The following is an 18,489-nucleotide window of genomic DNA, read 5'->3' on the forward strand; positions in this document are numbered from 1 at the left end:
ATAGTTAAGGTTGATCCCACAATCCCCCTCTCAACGATTCCGTTGGCAGGGGGATTCTTCATGTCTTTTACTTATGCAGGAGCAATTTACGATAGGCGCTTGGGGTTAGGCCGGTGTGTCTTTTGAACAGCCGGTTAAAATAATCGGCATTCTGGAAACCTGAAGCGTGCATCACTTCATAGACTTTCAAATCCGGAGACGCCAGAAGGCGGCAGCTATGTGTTATTCTTTGTTTTTGAACGAAACGCATGTAGCTGGTACCCAGATGCCGATGGCAGATCCTCAGAATCTGGCGCTCGCTCAACTGGAATTTCTCAGTTAGCATCGGTAACGTATAGTCATCGGGCATCGCATGAGTAAGGTAATCAAGGAATTGTTCAACGTTGCGGTTTGAGCTTCTAGTTGGGGGAAGGCTCAATAACTCTTTATTGGAGTCACTCATGTGCGCCATCATAGTGGCAAACCGCCATTCGGAGCAGCGAATTAACAATACGAGCAGTTCAGTAACCAAAGCCATGGCCTGAGTTAAATAAGCCGCATCTCGCTTGGCCAGAATGTCCTGCATGCTTTCACTGATTCTGCGAATAGCGCCCAGATGATCGGCTGCCTTGGCCCAGCGCTGCAGGGAGTCAGTGCGATCCCCTTTGCCAACCAGCCAATCGATCAATTGCTTGATGGATAAGTCGGGAAGGCAAATCTTCAAATGTTCAAGCCATTCCGAGCGAATCATGATATTACGGACGATCAGCGGGGCGGCACGCTTGGCCGGTGAAGGACGAAAAACGTGAGAAACACCGATGGGCAGGGCGAAGACATCCCCCTCCTGAACGTGCATAGGTTGGCCATCGATATACTGAATGCCTTTGCCATCAAGCACTACAACAATCTCTATAAAATCGTGAACATGCTCTAGCAGCCATTGTGTTTCTTTGACTTCATTCACATAAAGAAAACCGTTATCTTCGATGTATTCAGCGGCGAAATAGGAACCCAGCTTTCTTGGCATGGTCACATTGCTCCCTCATTTCTTGGGACGATGTCCGAAATGGTGGTAGGTAGGTCTGTTTTGTAAGTGGTTGCAAGATTACTTCAATTATACAATATAGACAGGTTTCGAAACTATGGGATGGTCTAAGAGGTGAGCGACGAAGATGGCAAATTATGAAGCAGCAGCCTATTATTTTCCCAATTACCATCGGGATAAGCGAAATGATGCATGGCACGGAGAAGGATGGACGGAATGGGAGCTAGTGAAGCGCGCGGAACCTAAATTCCCCGGCCATCAGCAGCCGAAAGTGCCATTATGGGGTTACGAGGATGAAGCGGATCCAGCCGTCATGGCTCGCAAAATAGCAGCAGCGGCCGATTATGGCCTTACAGCATTCATCTTTGATTGGTACTGGTATGAGGATGGCCCCTTCTTGCAGCGAGCGCTGGATGAAGGTTTCCTGCAAGCTCCGAATAATGACCGGTTGAAATTTGCCATTATGTGGGCGAATCATGATTGGATCGACATTCATCCCGCTCAGCGCAGCCGACCTTACAACGTGCAGGCCGAAGGCCAGATCAGCGAGAAGGGCTTCATTGAAGCGACGGACCATATGATTCAGAACTATTTTTCACATCCATCCTATTGGCGTGTCAATGAAGGGCTTTATGTCTCGTTCTACGAAATTCACAGCCTGATTCGTGGTTTAGGCGGAATGGAGGAAACGGCGCGAATTTTACTAGAGTTCCGAGAAAGAGTACGAGCGGCCGGATTAGGGGAGCTGCACTTAAATGTCGTCGTTTGGGGACTGCAAATTCTGCCTACTGAGCAAAAGATTGCGAATATCCATGAAGTGCTGGAGCAGCTTGGTCTAGACAGTATTTCTTCGTATGTATGGATTCATCATCAGCCTCTGGATCTGTTCCCGGAGACGGACTATGCAGCCATTGTTGAGAAGTCTCAGCTTGATTATGAAACCTTCACGGCAGATTATAAGCTGCCTTATTATCCGAATGTGACGATGGGCTGGGACTCCTCTCCGCGAACGGTGCAATCGGAAACTTTTGAAGATTTGGGGTATCCCTACATGGCTACCCTCGCTGGGAATACACCTCAAGCGTTTAAGCTGGCTTTGGAGGGTGTCAAAGCATTTCTCGATCGTGGCGTGACGCAACCTTCCATCTTCACCATCAATGCGTGGAACGAATGGACGGAAGGCAGCTATTTGGAGCCGGATACGATCAATGGAATGGCCTATTTGGAAGCGATTCGAGATGTATTTGGCGGCAGGCCGCAAGAGGGAGAAGGAGCCTCTACGAAAAAAACACTTGAACGCTAAGTGGACTTGTCGTACAGTTTTAATAACCTTAAGTCGGAGCTGGCCCTTCATCTTGGAGGGCTGGCTATTTATATTTCTAGAAGGAAAGAAGGGGCTTACAACGAGACTTTACGCATTTATGTTGTTTTACGCAGTTATTTATATGGGGAATGCGGTGTACGGCACATTTTTACCGGTCTACCTGTATAACGTCAAATTTTCTCAGGAGCAAATCGGCATGCTGCTCAGCCTTGGACCCCTAGTTGCCATGTTAGGTCAACCGATCTGGGGAGCGCTTGGTGATCGTTCCAAAACCAAAAATAGTGTGCTTGCGTTGCTGTTGATCGGGAGCGGCATTTCCATTATGTTCTTCCCGCTTTCACATCAGTTCATTTATTTGCTTATATTAATTTGCGTGTTTATGTTTTTTCAAACGTCTATTTTCGCGTTAAGCGATGCGATTACACTGGAAGAATTGGATCGTCGTCCCAAATGGAATTTTGGTTGGATCCGCCTTGGGGGGACCATCGGTTTCGCCACGATGTCGCTGGTGTTCGGGATCGTCGCCAAATCGCATATTAACTCCATGTTCCCTGTCTATGCAGGAACGATGCTTGCGGGATTACTGCTGTTATGGTGTTTTCCGCCAGCGGCGAGCCGTCAGGTCAACGTAACCGGTAAACGGTTTCGCGAGCTTTTCCGCAATGGCAAGCTGATGTTTTATTTGGGCATTAATTTCATTGTACAAGTTACACTGGGCTATTATTATGCCTTTTTCCCCATTTACTTCAAGGAAATGGGGGCCGATAGCTTGCTGCTCGGCTGGTCGATGGTCATTTCTTCGATGAGCGAGCTGCCGTTCTTACTGTTTTCCGGCTGGATCTTCAAGCGTGTTTCGATCTCGATGATTTTAATCATTGCCGCACTCGCGTCTGGCATCCGGTGGTTCTTATTTTCCATCATTGATCAACCGCATTGGATTTTGCCTGTACAGGCGCTGCATGGTGTGATTTTCATCGTATTGTCTGTCACCTTGGCGACATTCATTAACCGTGAAGTGCCTGCCGAGTGGAAAGCCAGCGGTCAGACGCTGAACGGCTTGCTCAGCCTTGGAGCCGCCCGCATCATCGGCAGCTTCTTTGGCGGAATCATGAGCGCCGCTTACGGCATGAGACAAGTTTTTCTATACAGCTCATGGGTGTCTATGGCGACTGTGGTTGTATTCGGGCTCGTCGTTTGGCTGCGGAGGAAGCAGAATGTGCCGAGTGCATCGTTGACGAAGTAAGCTTAAGGACAAATTAGAGCCTGTAGTTCCCATGAATAGAACCTGCTAATACCTAACCCTGACGGATTTGATCCGTCAGGGTTTTTCTTAACCAAGGTAAAAATCGTGCACAAATAAGTGGAATTAATGCTTGATTTTGTGTTTTCACTTGCTTCCGCTTGGATGATCATACATTTATTCGGATAGATCGACAAAATCATACAAATTAGACTCCTTTCCGATGCAACTAAAGACTTGTATAATATTAGGAAATGAAGCATCCATAGCTGTGACCGGATTCCTGACATGATCGGAAATCCGTTTTTTTATGTAGAGACAGGGGTGTATACGATGTATAAAATCGTGATCGTTGATGACGAAGTGGAAGTCAGAGAAGGCATCAAAGAGAGCATTGATTGGGAACGGCACGGCTTTGAATGTATTGGCGACTACAGGAATGGCAGCGAAGCTTTGGAAGCCATCGCAGAACTTCGGCCTGATCTCGTTTTGTCGGATATCTGCATGCCGTTTATAGACGGAATTGAATTAACCAGGCAGATTCACTTGAATTATCCGTATATTAAGGTGATTATCCTGACAGGCCATGACGAGTTCGATTATGCCCAGAAAGCACTGCGCTTGAAGGTGCATGATTATATCGTCAAACCAATAACGGCAAACGAACTTCGCCTACTCCTGGATAAAGTCAAAGATGAGATGGATAAGGAAGCTGAAAACCGTGAGAATCTTTCACTCCTGAAGATGCAGCTTCATCAAAGTTTGCCTTTGTTAAGAGAGCGGTTTCTTGAGCAGTTAGTGGGCGGTACTTTGCGGGATGACCGGGTACAAGAGAGATTTGCTTATTTCGGCTTGCCGCCAATTGCCCCGCCTTATCTGGTTGTTGCGATTGACATCGACGACTTTGACGATATAAAGAAAGAGAAATGGCAAAACGATCCGGAGCTTTTCCGATCCGCAGCCTTTAATATTGTGCAAGAAGTGACGGAGGGGAAAAACGCCATCGTCTTTCGGACGAGGGAGGAGCGAATGGTTGTCATTTTCTCCGGCGAAGCGGAAGAAGGGGCCTATGAAGCTGCGCTTAATGTATCGGAAGTAATTCGTTTCTGCATGGAGAAATACTTGAAATTCACTGTGACCGTCGGTGTCGGTACGTTGTCCAGATCCTTACGCGAGCTCCCGCAGTCTTACAATGGAGCGATTTCTGCACTGGATTACCTTTTTTTGCATGGGAAAAATAAGGTCATTTCGATCCTCGACATGGAAGGCGCCAAGAAACCGGCGCAGCAGCTGGATATCGAGTGGAATCGCAGGTTTGCAACGCTAATCAAAACAGGGACGCTCGAGGAAGCTTACGCTTTGACGGGGCAGCTAATAAGTAATTTAAAGGCATCTTTGATGCCAATAGGAGCTTGTTATCTCCAAATTCAGGCGATTATTATAGCCATTATGACCACCATTCACGAGCTTGCAGGAAATGATAGTGCGCATTTTCAAGGCCATGACATTGTGATCAAAGATATTAATCGGTTCAAAACGTTGGACGAGATTGAAGCTTGGCTCAAGTCGATTTGCAGGGAAGCTATTTCCTATATTTCGGAGCAACGAAACGATCAGACGAAAATGCAAGTTCGGAGCGTGACCGAATATATCGACGAACACTATTCCGACGAGAACCTCACGGTCGATGACCTCTGCCGTCATGTGCATTTGAGCAGAAGTTATTTCAGCACCGTTTTCAAGCAGCACAAAGAACAGACGATCATGGAATATGTAACAAGGGTCCGCATTGAAAAAGCGAAGGATTTGCTGCAGCATACGGCACTGAAATCCTATGAAGTCGGGGCGAAAGTAGGCTATTCCGATCCGCAATACTTTAGTGTGTTGTTCAAGAAAAACACGGGAACATCCCCTAAGGAGTACCGAGAAAAGCTGTTAAGGGAGAAAATCCAATGAGAAAAGAAAAGGATGTCGGCATGTTTCTTTTTAAATTTAGAAGCATCCAATCCAGTATTTCTGTCGTCTTTTCTTGCTTGATTTTATTTTTGATAACGATTACAAGTTATATTTCCTATCAACTCTCGGCTGACGCGGTAGAAATGAATTCCAAGCACTACATAGCTGAAATTATTCAACAGGTTAATATCAACATTCAATCCTATATAACCAACATGGAAGATATCTCTATGCTGGCCTCCACGAACAAAGATGTGAAGTATTATATTACGGGAAACAGCTTCATTAGCGAAGAGGAACGTAGACCGTATGAGAAACGAATCTCGGATTTATTTCAATCGATTTTAATCACACGCAAAGATATTGCCTCAATCATGGTTTTTGGCTATAACAACCGTTTTGTTTCTGACCGCAGGATTACAAGTTTGAATACGAACTCCGGGTTCGAGGAACAGCCGTGGTACAAAAACGCGAAAGCGGAAGGCGGCAAATCCGTCATTTCTGCACCGCATGTCCAGAACCTTATTCAAAACGAGTATCGCTGGGTGGTTTCACTCAGCCGGGAGTTGAAGAGTGCAGACGGCATAACGGGAGAAGGTATTTTTTTAGTTGATCTCAATTTGAGTGTCTTGAATGAAATTTGCAGCCATATTAACTTGGGCAAAAGAGGTTATGTGTTTATCATCGACAAGGATGGAAGCCTCGTGTACCACCCCCAGCAGAAGCTGATTAACAGCAATCTCAAAACGGAGATGATTGATCAGGTGAAGCAGTCCGGCAGCGGCAGCTTTGTTACGGGGGAAGGGAACAAGAAACGGATCTATACGATCCAAGAAACACATTTCGGCTGGAAAATCGTAGGTGTCGCCTATGCCAGCGAGCTGATTGCCAACCAGAATCAAATTAATCTGTCTTATTTTTTATGGACGATTCTAGCCTTAGTCATCGCGTTATACCTCTCCTTTTTCATCTCTCGCCATCTATCCAGACCAATCAAACTTCTACAGAGCAGCATGAAACAAGTGGAAAAAGGAGATTTCAACATCCGTTCGGAATTTCGGAGCGGGAATGAAATCGGACAATTGGGTCAGACTTTCAATATCATGGTAGGCCGCATCAAAGATTTGATGAATCAAATTATTCAAAATGAAGAAAGCAAACGCAAAAGCGAAATGAAGCTGCTGGAAGCGCAAATTAATCCTCATTTTTTATACAACACACTGGATTCGATTATCTGGATGGCGGAGCGAAAAAAACACGAGGAGGTCGTTCTGATGACTTCATCGTTAGCCAAGCTGTTTCGCGCGATTATTAATAAAAACAATGAAACCGTCCCCGTTCGAGTGGAAATTGAGCATATCACCAACTATTTGTTGATTCAAACGTTACGGTACAAAGACAAGCTTGATTTTCAAATCGACGTAGATCCCGGGATTCTTGATATTCATATCCCCAAAATTATTTTGCAGCCTATTGTTGAGAATGCGATCTATCATGGCATCAAAAATAGCTTGGAGCCTGGATTGGTCCACATAACGGGGAAAGAAGACGGGGATACGATTGTTTTTGTGGTTGCGGATAACGGGGTCGGCATGGAGCCGGAGAAGTTGGATCAAATTTTGAAAATGAAAGATGGCATCATCCGAGGTATTGGGGTCAGCAATGTTCATGAACGCATTAAACTTTTTGGGCATGAGTTCGGTTTAAGCTTTCAAAGTGAGAAGTGGGAGGGGACGGAGGTTACCATTGTACTTCCCAAATGTGTCCAGAAAGGAGCGCTAGATGGTTCTTAAAAAGCCAGTGTTTTTGGCCGTGCTGCTCGTCATTGTGTTCGGCTTCTTAGTGGTCTACAGCGTGGAGATGCTGCGCATTACGAATCAGAGAAAGTTTGAGATCGCTGTCGTATTGAAAACGAACAATATTCGTTCCGATTACTGGCAGATGGTGAGTTCAGGGGTAAAGGCGGCCGCCAAGGAGCTGGCTGTCAATATTGATATTACGGGGCCACTATCTGAGACGGACACAACGGGCCAAATTCGCAATTTGAACGAGGCTCTTGCGAAGAAACCTGATGCGATAATCCTGGCAGCGACCGATTACGAAAGGCTTACACCAACGGTAGATAAAATAAGAGCGGCCGGCATCAAGGTGATTCTGATTGACTCCCCGATTCAAACGCACGTAGAAGCAAGTCTTATTGCTACGGACAATATCGAAGCGGGTAGAAAGGCCGGAAAGATATTGGCGGGTGGGCAGAACGGAAGCTTATACCGTGTTATGACACTCAGCAGCAGGAAAGGCTCCATCGTCGAAAAGGATCGTGAGGACGGCTTTAAAGACGCGATCGCTGACTTTCCGGGAGTTGAATTTGCTGGCAATTATTTGTTTGACGGGACGGAAGATGGCGCCTATGACAGTGTGAAAAATCTGCTTGCACAGTTTCCGGACATCCGAGGGATTGCTGGCTTGAGTGAAACAGCCGCTCTGGGAGCAGCCAGGGCTGTGAAGGAGAAGCAAAAATTAAATCAAATTAACATCGTCGGTTTCGACAGCTCCATTTACCAGATCAAACTTCTGGAAGAAGGCAGTTTACAGGCAACGATCGTTCAAAAGCCATTTACTATGGGGTATTTGTCCCTGGAAACGGCTGTACAAGCGTTAAACGGGATTAAAGTGACTCCTAAGGTGAATATAGATGCTGTTGTCATAACGAAAGAAAACATGTATACCCAGGAAAATCAAGAGCTTCTCTTTCCTTTGGTGGAAAAATAGGGGTTGAACGGAAGGGTGAATCGAATCGGTGAGAAACTTACATAGACGTACAAAGGTATCTTTGCTAGTACTCCTTCAAATTATGACCACGATGTTAACCGGATGTATGTGGAGAGATGCACGCCTACCCGTCTCCACCGATCACGAGGCTCAAGCGACTATTTCGTTTGTGGCTCCTGAATACAGCGCGTCTACCAAACCTTATTTTGAAAATGTCGTGAAGGAATTCGAAGTCAAGTATCCCAATATCAAGGTCGAGCTGCAGGTCATCAATTGGGACATTCTCGACAGTGCCTACAATACGATGATTAGCCGCAATCAACCCCCGGATTTGCTGCTCACGAACATTTACGCACATTTCGCGAAAGATGGGCTTCTCAACAACATGGATGAACTTTTCTCCCCGGGATTGAAAGATAAAATTTACCCCTATCTGATGGAGAGCAGTAAGATGAATGGCGTGCAATATACGATTCCTTATGTAACAACACTCCGGGAATTGTATTATAACAAAGATATTTTCAATGATGTCGGTCTGACAGAACCTCCAACAACGTGGACAGATCTGGAAGAAGGAGCACGCATCATCAAAGACAGGAAGCAAGTGGACGGTTTTGGCGTCGATCTGACGGATAATGAAATCTGGGCTTACCTCTCCTATTTCTTCTATGGTGCCGGAGGGGGCTGGATGAAGGATGGCGAATGGACGATCAATTCTCGTGAAAATGTGGAAGGGTTGACTTTCCTCAAGAGCTTGTATGACAAGGGCTTGACGGATCCAGAGCCGGCGATTACGACGCGGGATGAAAAACAGCGAATTCTAGGGAATGGCAAGCTCGGCATGCTGATCTCGGGTAATTATTTCGAGGCAGTCGTACCGCAGGAGTTCCCGGGATTAAAATGGGCCAAAGGGCCGATCCCCGTAAAAGAAGGCCAGACGCCTATGGTCCTTGGCGTACAGGATGTGTGGATGTCGTTCAAAACCGATCATACCAATAAGGACGCGCTGTCTAAATTTCTTGATTTTATTTATGAGGATGCCCGGTATGAAGAGTTCGTTCTCAGGGAGGGATTTCTGCCTACCATTCGAACGGTGGGGGATAAAATGGCGGCAGATGATACCTTGATGAAACAAAATTTAAATGCGATTAAAAATGCAAAGTTCTACCCGATTAATCATCCGGCATGGTCTGCGGTCCTTAATGCAACTAGAAATATGGGTCAGACGGTGCTGCTTGGTCAAATGACGCCGAAACAGGCACTTGACAGGCTGCAGCATATCGCGTTGGAGAAGAGCCGCTAATTTATACATGTTGTGCAAAAGTCAGGAAATCATTCCTGGCTTTTGTTTCGTTGTCCAAAAACAAAGGAAAGACAGTACATTTTCACCTATTTACAGTACTAAATTCAATGGTTGTATAGGAAGAAAATTACTATGATAAAAGTGTGTAAAGGAATTGCGAAACGTAGAAGCGGACGTATTCTTACACGTTTGCTCCGCAAAACTCTTGGGAGGTCTATACGATGATGAAGCCAAAAAAAGCAATGACATGGGGTATGGTATTATCGACGGTGCTGCTGACGTTAACGGCCTGTGGAAGCAACAACGCAAATACGACAACGGCATCTGTGAAGCCAGCTGAAAGCGTTAAGCCTGTGGAAAGCGCGAAACCGGCTGACAGCGCCAAACCGGAGGGAACGAAGCTTGCCGGTGACTTTGAAATTCAATATTTTGTCGGCGGATATGGCGACGCTTGGTGGAAACAAGCCATTGCCGATTTCCAAAAACAAAATCCGAATTTGAAGATTAAAGAATCTGCCGGAGCGAAAATTAACGATCAAATGAAACCCCGTTGGCTGCAAGGCAACCCGCCCGATTTTGTTTACATCGACGGAGCTGGCTCTAACACCAGACAAATGGTAACGGATGATCAGCTTATGGATATTACGGACTGGCTCAAGGATGCCAAGAACGTAGATGGTAAAAAGATTCTCGATCTATTGATCGCTCAGCCGGAAGAGTATAAACCAGGCAAAGCCTTCGCCGTACCGCTTGTTTTTGGATCATGGGGCACGTTCTATGATAAAGCATTATTCAAAAGCAAAGGCTGGCAAGCGCCTGCTGACTTCGAAAGCTTCATGGCTTTAGGAGAGAAAATTAAAGCAGATGGTCAAATGAGCGATTACATTCATACAGGGGTGTACCCTTACTACATCAACGGGGGCTTATTGGACCCGACAATTATCGCTATGAACAACTACGATACCTCCATCTTTAAGAAAATTAATGGGCTTGAAAAAGGTGTTTGGAAGAGCGAGCCGGTCATGAAGTCACTCGCCAAAATCGTGGAAATGAGAGACAAAGGGCTTATCGACAAAGGGTCTCCGGCGCTGAACCATACGGATTCGCAGTCCCAATGGCTGCAGCATAAAGCGGCGTTCATTCCGACAGGCATCTGGGTTGAAAGCGAGATGGCCAAGGACATCCCAGCTGGATTCGAGTTCGGATTCCTGCCATCCATCGGTCAAGACAAAGGCGGCAAGTTCGTAGCGAACCCTTACACCTCCACAGTGGCTATCGCGAAAAAAGCGAAAAATCCTGAGGCAGCCAAAGCGTTCATGCAATTTATTTTCACTGAAAAGCAAAGTAAAGCATGGGCAGAGCTTTCCAAAGCTCCTTCCAACATTAAAGCAGATCTGGAAGGTACGAATGCACCGGCTTTAACCAAAGAAGCAGCCAAGTTCTATAACTCACCGAATACGGTTGTTGCGCCTGAAATCGTCATTCCAGAAGAACTGGTAACAGCGAGAAACAACGCGACAATCGCGCTTACCAAAGGTGAAATTACGCCTCAGCAGTGGGCAGATCGTATGGAAGAAGCAACAGACAAAATCCGCTCCAAAGAAAAGAAATAAGTCACCATAAGGATCTGGCTGATAAGCAGGGAAGCATGTCATCTTACCACTTATCAGTCAGAATTTTAGATAGGAGGGAAGTATGAAAGAGAGAAAGACAGCGGCAGCTGGCCCTATGGATCGGAAAATGAGTGGTAGAACCGGAACTGCGAAGATGAAGCGGAATATGTTCATTCTTTCCTTTATCCTTCCAACTTTGCTTCTTTATCTCGTATTCACCGTCTACCCGATGTTTAAAGGCATTTATCTAAGTTTATTTGATTGGTCGGGTGGTTCTGAAACCTATAATTTTATTGGTCTCGGCAATTTTACAGATATGGTGCATGACAGTGTAATCTTGAAAACCATCCGAAACGACTACATTCTAGTCATCGGCAAAGTCATTGGCTTTATGGTTTTGTCTTTATTCTTCGCGGTAGCGCTTACTAGGTTCAATATCAGAGGTTCAGGCTTCTATCGAATCATTTTCTTTTTGCCCAATGTGCTCTCCGTAGTTGTTGTAGGGGTTCTCTGGCGGTATGTGTATAATCCGAACCTTGGATTTCTGAATTCCTTTATCTCTTTATTTACGGATAAAAAGTTCGATTTCGCTTGGTTAGGCGATAAATGGTCGATATTCGCGCTTCTGCCGCCTTCCATCTGGGCAGGGATCGGATTTACCATCATTTTGCTCGTCGCAGGCATTCTTAGCATTCCGTCATCCTTATTTGAATCCGCTGACATTGACGGCGCCTCGCAGTGGGAACAATTTTGGCTCATTACTCTTCCTCTTTCGTGGGAGCAGATCAAGACATCCGTGGTCTGGATTGTGATGACGACACTGAATGGCTCATTCGTCATCGTGACGATCATGACCTTTGAAGGCGGAGTTGATAATGCCACACAGGTTATGGGCTCCTATTTGTATTTGAATGCCTTCAAGTTCGGCAAATTCAGCTATGCGTCTGCGATTGGCGTTCTCATTCTGGTTCTTTCTTTGATCACGACAGCAACCCTTCAGAGGCTGATGAAGAGAGAAACCATTGAATTAACGTAGAGGAGTAATTGTTATGAGTCAACGTATGATGAATCCGGCATTTCGCGTGTTTTTCAAAGTGTGTCTGATCGCTTGGTCCATTTGTATTTTATATCCGCTGCTCTGGACAATTTTTAGTTCCTTGAAAGATAACCAGCAGTTCTTTATTGGCAAACCGTGGGACTTGCCGAATTTCCCTTTACTTTGGTCGAATTTTTCGTTCGTGTGGGGAAAATATCATTTTGGTCAAAATTTTATGAACTCTCTTGTCGTGACAGTCGTAAGCACAGTCCTGGGTGTTCTCTTGTCGGCTACGACCGCTTATGTCATTGCCCGATTTACCTTTCGAGGAAACGGTTTACTGTACTATTCGTACCTCTCCTACATGATGATTCCAACGTTTCTGGGGATCATTCCCTTGTTCTTTTTGCTGAATGATCTTCATCTAACGAACAATTTATTTGGTCTCATATTAGTCTACATGGTTACAGCCGTGCCGTTCGCCGTTTTTGTTCTCGTCAGTTTTTTCAAATCGCTGCCAAGTGAACTTGAAGAAGCGGCTGCGATTGACGGTGCTTCTCATTATGGCATCTTCTTCCGGGTCATGCTTCCGCTTGCCAAGCCGGGATTGATGTCCGTAGCGATTATTACGGTGCTGAATATTTGGAATGAATATGTGTTCGCGCTTGTGTTGATCAATGATCCAACTAAATATACGATCCCGGTAGCCATTGCGGTTATGCAGGGGGAAATGCAGTACAGAACGGAGTGGGGACCCCTTTTCGCTACCCTGATTATATCCATGGGGCCGACCATTGTTTTCTATAGCATTTTTCAAAAGCAGATTACAGGAGGAATTACGGCGGGGGCATTAAAAGGTTAGCAGCAACATCGTATCCCTCGGTCGTTTTGCCATATGAGGTTGAAAATGAAGAGGAGAGTGTAGGAAGTGAAGACGCTTAAACACGCATTTGGTTTTGTTTTTTGCCTGATGTTCGTCGTGGCCATCATCTTCTTGGGCGGGACCACGACACATGCGGCAGCGGTTGGCGACATCACGAACTTCGAGAAGTCGGACACGAAGACGTTCACGATCACATCGGGCTCCGATAAGGTGAAAGTCATTTTTAATCGCGACGACATGGTTCGAATCTGGCTCGGCGTAGGCGGGAATTTTCAAACGTTAGCGGGCAGAAGCTCGTCTGCGCCGAAAGAGCCAATCGTGGTCAAGGAGGATTTCGGCCCGGTCGCTGTGGATTGGACAGATGAGGGCAGCTACTACAAAATCACGACAGCCAAATTTGTTTTACGTGCTTACAAAAGCCCGCTGAAATTCGCGATGTACAAAAGCGACAACGCGACCGTAGTTTGGCAAGAGGAGTCTCCGTTAAACTACAGCTCATCCTCTACAACGCAGAAGCTGGTTAGAGGAGCGGATGAGTATTACTACGGCGGAGGCATGCAAAACGGATTTTTCTCTCACCGGGACAAGACGATTAAGATCGCCAAAAACTTTGGCGATTGGGGCAGCGGTACGGTCTCCAATCCATCTCCGTTTTACTTGAGCACCACTGGTTATGGCGTACTGCGGAATACGTTCCAAGACGGTACCTACGATTTCGGTAGTCCCGCACAATTGACGCACAATGAAAATCGCTTTGATGCGTACTATTTTTACGGCGATACAATGAAGGATATTTTAAACGGCTATACAGATTTGACAGGCAAACCTTCGCTGATTCCTAGATGGGGAATGAGCATGGGGGACGCGGATTGTTACAACACAAGCAATACCGGCGCTAACAAGCCGAATAAGCTGATGACGCCGGATGTTCTGAAGGTGGCGCAAGGCTTCCGCGACAATGACATGCCGGGCGGTTGGCTGCTGCCGAACGACGGTTATGGCTGCGGGTATGTGCAGCTGCCGAGTACTGTAGCGCAGCTTCATGATTTGGGCTTTTACACCGGCTTGTGGACGCAGAACGGCCTCGCGAATATCGCCACTGAAGTAGGCGTGGCCGGTACGCGTTTGAATAAGCTGGACGTAGCGTGGGTAGGGCCTGGATACGACTTTGCGCTGGATGCAACGAAGCAGGCGCATCAAGGCGTTGAGAGCAACTCGGACTCTCGCGGATTTGTGTGGTCCGTTGGCGGATGGGCAGGCACACAGCGCTATTCAACGGTTTGGTCCGGAGATCAATCCGGGAACTGGGAATACATCCGCTTCCACATTCCTTCGATGATCGGCGCCGGTTTGTCAGGCATGACGTACGCTACCGGTGATGTGGATGGGATCTTCGGCGGCAGCGCGCAAACCTATGTCCGTGATTTGCAATGGAAAGCGTTTACACCAATTCTGATGAGCATGTCCGGTTGGGCATCCATGGATAAACAGCCATGGCGCTATGGAGAGCCTTACACAAGCTATAACCGTGATATTTTAAAACTTAGACAGCGCTTGACGCCTTATTTCTACACCTATCTCAATGAAGCTTATGAATCGGGAGCGCCGTTCACCAGAGGGATGGTCTATGAATTCCCGAACGATCCAAATACGAAAAATACATTGACACAATATCAATTCATGTCCGGGCAGTCCCTGCTCGTAGCACCGGTTTACAAAGATACGACTGTAAGAAACGGTATTTACTTGCCGAAGGGCAAATGGATCGACTACTGGACGGGTGCGGAGCATTACGGTTCCAAAATGCTGGACGAATACAGCGCTCCGCTGAGCCGTGTGCCGCTGCTCGTCAAAGCCGGCGCCATTATTCCGATGTACCCGGAAACGCTTTATGACGGCCAAGTGCCGCCTAATCCGATTACGTACGATATCTATCCTTACAAAACTTCATCTTTCACGATGTACGAGGATGATGGGGTAACGAGAGAGCACCGCAATGGCAAGTTTGCGAAAACGTTGATTACTTCCGTTGCTCCGGAAGCCGGAACCGGCGATTTGAAGGTTCAAGTAGGAGCAAGCGTAGGCGATTACAACGGCAAGCTGGCAGCACGCACCAATCAATTCCAAATTCACATGCACGTGAAACCGGCTAGTGTGGCTGTTGGCGGTTCCGCTTATACGGAGCGTGCAAGTAAAACGGAGTGGGCGGCATCAGCAAGCGGCTGGTATTATGATGCGGCAGATAAAGGCGGCATTCTCTATGTGAAAACGCCGGATATGCCGTCGAATCAAGGATTTGAATTGAAAGTAGCCGGCTTTGAAGCGGATACGACACCATTGACCGATGCAGCGGTCATTACACTGCCGGAACCGGATAATGACCCAACGAAAATCCCACAAGGAGACATTGTGGCAGCAGCGACAAGTACAGATGTTACTTCTCCTTTGGCGAATGCGCTCGACGGAAGCACGGAAACGGTGTGGAGTACGAAGCTGGATGGCAGCGCACCACTGCCACAGTCGATTACGCTGAATTTAGGCACGAAATTCTCTGTGAATAAACTAAAATACCTGCCAAGACAGTATCTAGGCACGGATGGCATTATTACCGCTTATAACATCTATGTGAGCACAGATGGAACCAATTATACGAAGGTAACCAGCGGCACATGGGCGGCAGATAAGCAGGAAAAAACCGTCACGTTCCCTACCGCCGAAGCGCAGTATGTCAGATTGGAAGCAACAGCTGGGGTTAATGGCTTTGCGGCAGCGGCTGAGTTGAACGTGTACCGGGATGGGACCGTACCTGTTCCTCTGGCGATTCCGAAAAATCAGCTGAAGGCTTCAGCGTTAAGCTTCCAGCCGGGCAGCGAAGCATCCAAAGCCATTGATGGCGACGCCAACTCCGTCTGGCACACGAAATGGGATGGCTCTGACAAATTGCCGCAATCGATTATCGTTGATTTGGGCAAGGTGCGCAACATTAGCCAATTCCGTTATGCACCGCGTACCGATGCTGGAAATGGCACGATTCAAACCTATAATTTGTATGTCAGTACCGATGGCACGAATTATACAAAAATTAGTTCAGGTTCCTGGACTCGAAATAATATCAAAAAATATGTTCAATTTGAAGCGGTTGACGCCCGCTATGTGAAGTTAGAGGCTGTAGTCGCTGTAGGCGGGTTCGCCTCAGCATCTGAACTTGATGTGTATGAAACGCCTCAGGCACCGCCAACCTTTGGGGACATTCTGAAAGGTAAACCGGCATCGGCAGACAGTTCGGATCCGTCCTTCGCGGCAAGTAACGCCAACGACGGCCAAATGGATACGATGTGGGTGGCGGGTGATACGAACGCTGGTCATGTATGGTCCGCCGATTTGGGCAGCATGCATGCCATCCAAGGGCTGGAGATCGCGTTCGGACATAGCGATAAAGTCTACAAATACAAGCTTGAAGTTCGTGAAGCGGGCAGCAGCAATTGGATTCAGGTTCTGAACCGCATGAACAATACCGAAGCAGCGCCAGTTCTCAAAGATACGTTTGGCAGCCAAGGGCGTTATGTGAGAATCACAATTACGGGACTGCCTGATGCGAATACGAAGGCTAGCATTGCGGACGTGAAGTTGATCGGCTTGCCGATCGTCGGAACAGCCCCGGTAACGGGCATTACGCTTGATCGTTCAGTGATGACGATGAATGTGCTCGATGCACCGATTGCCTTGGAAGCGACTGTCATGCCTCTGAATGCAGCAAACACAGGCGTGAATTGGAGCACAAGCAACCCTGCGATTGCCATGGTAAATGAGAACGGCGTCGTATCTGCGAAAGGCGCAGGAACAGCTACGATCACCGCAACTACGGCAGAAGGCGGTTATAAAGCTACATTAGAGGTTACAGTAACGGGGCAAGCCGGCTTGGTGAAAATCCCGCAAACGCAAATGACGGCAACGGCTGCAAGCTTCCAGGCCGGCAACGAACCGGGCTTGGCGATCGACGGAGATCCAAGCACTTGGTGGCACATCAAATGGTTTAACGTGGATCCGCTGCCACAATCGATTGTGTTGAATTTAGGCGGGACTTACAAAATCAGCAAATTGGAATACACGCCTCGTCAGGATGCCGCTAATGGTACAATTACCGCTTACAACGTATATGTCAGCGATGACGGCAATCAGTATACGAAAGTGGCGAGTGGAGCATGGCTGCAAAATAACAGCCTGAAAGAAGTGAATTTTGCACCTGTTCATGCTGCATTCATCAAGCTTGAAGCAACGGCTGGCGCAGGCAACTTTGCTTCTGCTTCCGAGCTGAATGTGTTCAAGGTGGATGTAGTACCAGTGCCTACTTTGCAAACCATTGCTTTTGATGCAGCAAGCTATGAAGTGCAGCAAGGGAAATCCGCACCTGTTAAGGTTACTGCACAGTACTCGGACGGAACTAATAAAGATGTGACTACTGTATCACTGTTTGAGATTAGCAATCCGCTTCTTGCTACGCTAACAAACGGTACGATCACGGGTGTTTCCCAAGGGGAAACGGTCGTTACGGCAACGTATGGCGGGAAGCAAGCGTCTGCATCCATCAAAGTGACTGCGGTTACGCCACAAGCACCATACACGACGCTTACGGGAAGCTCCAACGTTCAGGGCGGACAGCCGCTCGAAGTCGCTTATGGCGTAAACAATGTGGCGCAGCAAGCTTATGCGGAAAATATCACATTAACCTATGATCAGAATGTCATGGAATTCGTATCGGTGGAGCCGGTGTATCCGAATCTTAGCATCGTGCGAAAAACGAATGTTGGATCGGGTAAAATTCGTTTGATCACCGCCAGCCAAGGCGCAGGTCACGCCATAACAGGCAATGCGCAATTGTTAAAGCTCACTTTTAACTCCAAAGTGACTTCTACGGCTATTACGACTTTCATTGAAGTGACGGACACTACGCTTGGGAATGAGCTGGGTAACGAGTTCAAAGCGTTAAATTCTTCCCTAAGCATCCATGTAACACCGATTCCTGTCGGCACTCCTGGCGATTTGAACAACGACGGAAAAATATCGATCGGCGATTTGGGCATGATGGCAGCTAACTACGGTAAAAACACGTCAAGTCCGGATTGGGCGAGCATTAAACATCTGGATTTCAATAATGACGGAGAGATTGAGATTTCCGATTTGGCCTTCATTGCTTCGAAAATGGTGGAATAGACAGAGGAAGGAGACCCTTGCTAGATTCATTGAGGGTCTCCTCTTTGGGGACTATTTTCGTGCATATAATGGCGGCTGAGTCCGAAAGACTTACGGAGTCGAGTATTAAACGTTGAAAAAATACGAA

11 protein-coding genes are annotated in these 18,489 nt (G+C 47.0%); 10 read left to right on the plus strand and 1 reads right to left on the minus strand.

All coding sequences use genetic code 11. The features are described 5' to 3' along the window. Positions 1-67 precede the first annotated feature (67 nt). A complete protein-coding gene (locus RQP52_RS00860; protein ID WP_315948865.1) occupies positions 68-1,006 on the minus strand; it encodes an AraC family transcriptional regulator in 939 nt (312 codons plus the stop codon). 145 nt (positions 1,007-1,151) lie between these two features. On the opposite strand from RQP52_RS00860, the gene RQP52_RS00865 reads away from it, so the two are divergent. The 10 genes from RQP52_RS00865 (at position 1,152) to RQP52_RS00910 (ending at position 18,362) form a co-directional block, all read left to right on the plus strand. Beyond that, the gene (locus tag RQP52_RS00865; RefSeq protein WP_315948866.1) at positions 1,152-2,327 is read left to right on the plus strand and encodes a glycosyltransferase WbsX family protein; all 1,176 of its coding nucleotides are present in this window, start codon (positions 1,152-1,154) and stop codon (positions 2,325-2,327) included. A gap of 52 nt (positions 2,328-2,379) precedes the next feature. Continuing rightward, positions 2,380-3,591, plus strand: coding sequence for an MFS transporter (locus RQP52_RS00870; RefSeq protein WP_315950340.1), 1,212 nt, complete (start codon positions 2,380-2,382; stop codon positions 3,589-3,591). 330 nt (positions 3,592-3,921) lie between these two features. Further along, a complete protein-coding gene (locus RQP52_RS00875) occupies positions 3,922-5,544 on the plus strand; it encodes a response regulator (RefSeq protein ID WP_315948867.1) in 1,623 nt (540 codons plus the stop codon). Continuing rightward, complete coding sequence (locus tag RQP52_RS00880) at positions 5,541-7,337, plus strand: cache domain-containing sensor histidine kinase (protein ID WP_315948869.1); 1,797 nt, start codon at positions 5,541-5,543, stop codon at positions 7,335-7,337. Before RQP52_RS00875 ends, RQP52_RS00880 begins: the two co-directional genes overlap by 4 nt. Next, on the plus strand, positions 7,327-8,316 hold the full coding sequence (locus tag RQP52_RS00885; RefSeq protein WP_315948871.1) for a substrate-binding domain-containing protein: 990 nt from the start codon (positions 7,327-7,329) through the stop codon (positions 8,314-8,316). Before RQP52_RS00880 ends, RQP52_RS00885 begins: the two co-directional genes overlap by 11 nt. Before the next feature lie 28 nt (positions 8,317-8,344). After that, a complete protein-coding gene (locus tag RQP52_RS00890) occupies positions 8,345-9,619 on the plus strand; it encodes an ABC transporter substrate-binding protein (RefSeq protein ID WP_315948873.1) in 1,275 nt (424 codons plus the stop codon). 221 nt (positions 9,620-9,840) lie between these two features. Further along, the gene (locus tag RQP52_RS00895; protein WP_315948876.1) at positions 9,841-11,232 is read left to right on the plus strand and encodes an ABC transporter substrate-binding protein; all 1,392 of its coding nucleotides are present in this window, start codon (positions 9,841-9,843) and stop codon (positions 11,230-11,232) included. 82 nt (positions 11,233-11,314) lie between these two features. Continuing rightward, on the plus strand, positions 11,315-12,268 hold the full coding sequence (locus RQP52_RS00900; RefSeq protein ID WP_379171093.1) for a carbohydrate ABC transporter permease: 954 nt from the start codon (positions 11,315-11,317) through the stop codon (positions 12,266-12,268). A 13-nt stretch (positions 12,269-12,281) separates the two neighbouring features. Beyond that, the gene (locus tag RQP52_RS00905; RefSeq protein ID WP_315948878.1) at positions 12,282-13,130 is read left to right on the plus strand and encodes a carbohydrate ABC transporter permease; all 849 of its coding nucleotides are present in this window, start codon (positions 12,282-12,284) and stop codon (positions 13,128-13,130) included. 66 nt (positions 13,131-13,196) lie between these two features. Then, positions 13,197-18,362, plus strand: coding sequence for a discoidin domain-containing protein (locus RQP52_RS00910; RefSeq protein ID WP_315948880.1), 5,166 nt, complete (start codon positions 13,197-13,199; stop codon positions 18,360-18,362). Positions 18,363-18,489 lie beyond the last annotated feature (127 nt).

The organism is Paenibacillus violae, assembly GCF_032461945.1.
Lineage (GTDB): Bacteria > Bacillota > Bacilli > Paenibacillales > NBRC-103111 > Paenibacillus_E > Paenibacillus_E violae.

Excerpts from the sequence above, each read along its gene's own strand:
- RQP52_RS00860 (WP_315948865.1), bottom strand. The coding sequence starts at position 1,006 with ATGCCAAGAAAGCTGGGTTCCTATTTCGCCGCTGAATACATCGAAGAT.
- RQP52_RS00865 (WP_315948866.1), top strand. The coding sequence starts at position 1,152 with ATGGCAAATTATGAAGCAGCAGCCTATTATTTTCCCAATTACCATCGG.
- RQP52_RS00875 (WP_315948867.1), top strand. The coding sequence starts at position 3,922 with ATGTATAAAATCGTGATCGTTGATGACGAAGTGGAAGTCAGAGAAGGC.
- RQP52_RS00880 (WP_315948869.1), top strand. The coding sequence starts at position 5,541 with ATGAGAAAAGAAAAGGATGTCGGCATGTTTCTTTTTAAATTTAGAAGC.
- RQP52_RS00885 (WP_315948871.1), top strand. The coding sequence starts at position 7,327 with ATGGTTCTTAAAAAGCCAGTGTTTTTGGCCGTGCTGCTCGTCATTGTG.
- RQP52_RS00895 (WP_315948876.1), top strand. The coding sequence starts at position 9,841 with ATGATGAAGCCAAAAAAAGCAATGACATGGGGTATGGTATTATCGACG.
- RQP52_RS00900 (WP_379171093.1), top strand. The coding sequence starts at position 11,315 with ATGAAAGAGAGAAAGACAGCGGCAGCTGGCCCTATGGATCGGAAAATG.
- RQP52_RS00905 (WP_315948878.1), top strand. The coding sequence starts at position 12,282 with ATGAGTCAACGTATGATGAATCCGGCATTTCGCGTGTTTTTCAAAGTG.